We start from the raw sequence: 928 nt of genomic DNA, 5'->3' as shown, positions 1-928 counted from the left end.
CTCGTAGCCGTCGCCGACCGCCTTGCGCACCGCCGACAGGCGGGCAAGATCCTCCGACCCGTGCGGCCTGCCGATCTTGACTTTCGAGCCGCGAAATCCCTTCGCCTTGGCGGCCAGCGCATCGTCGACCAGCGCCTGCGTCTCGATGTGCAGCCAACCGCCTTCGGTGGTGTAAAGCGGACAACGATCCTTGGCGCCGCCGGCGAGTTTCCACAGCGGCAGGTTTTGCTTCTTGGCCCGCAGATCCCACAGTGCGGTATCGATCGCCGCGATGGCGATCGCGGTGATCGCCCCGATGGTCGTGGCATGCGTGGCGAATTCGAGATCGTGCCAGATCGCCTCGATCATGTCGGGATCGCGGCCGATCAGGCGCGGCACCAGATGGTCCGAGAGCAGCCGCATCACCGACGAACCGCCGGTGCCGATCGTGTAGCTGTAACCGGTGCCGACCGCACCGTCGGAATCGGTGATCGTGACGATCGGCGTTTCCTGGCTGACGAAGCTCTGGATCGCGTCGGTGCGCTTGACCTTGGGCACAAGGTCCACCATGCAAAGGTCGACTTTCTCGATTCTGGCCATGCCGATCAGCTCCGCAATGTCTTTCCGGTCTCAGTGGCAAACAGATGCGCCTGCGACATGTCGAGGCTCATGGCGACCCGCTCGCCCGGCCGCAGTGGCCTCGGGTTCAGCATGCGCGACACCCAGTCCGTGCCGTTGAATTCAACGAACACCAGCGTCTCGTTGCCGAGCGGTTCGGTGACCGTGATCGGCAGCTCGATCTGGTGGACATCGGCCGCGCCACCGGAACTGATGCCATGGCCGGTCGGGTAGATGTCGTCCGGCCGCAGCCCGAACACGACCTTGTCGCCGGTCGCGACATTGGCCTTGAACTGGCCGGGCAGCGGCAGCTTCTCGCCGCTGGCGAAAA

At 64.8% G+C, this 928-nt stretch carries 1 protein-coding gene and 1 pseudogene; both read right to left on the bottom strand.

Annotated elements, in window-relative coordinates:
- Positions 1-579 (bottom strand): annotated as a pseudogene (locus tag EN914_RS36665) (mandelate racemase/muconate lactonizing enzyme family protein); the annotation flags it as partial.
- 5 nt (positions 580-584) lie between these two features.
- A partial coding sequence (locus EN914_RS36660) for a TOBE domain-containing protein (RefSeq protein ID WP_127389748.1) occupies positions 585-928 on the bottom strand: 344 nt, incomplete at its 5' end.

Origin of the sequence: Mesorhizobium sp. M7A.F.Ca.CA.001.08.2.1 (genome assembly GCF_003998455.1) — a bacterium.
Lineage (GTDB): Bacteria > Pseudomonadota > Alphaproteobacteria > Rhizobiales > Rhizobiaceae > Mesorhizobium > Mesorhizobium ciceri.
This window is presented reverse-complemented; position numbering and strand designations above follow the sequence as displayed.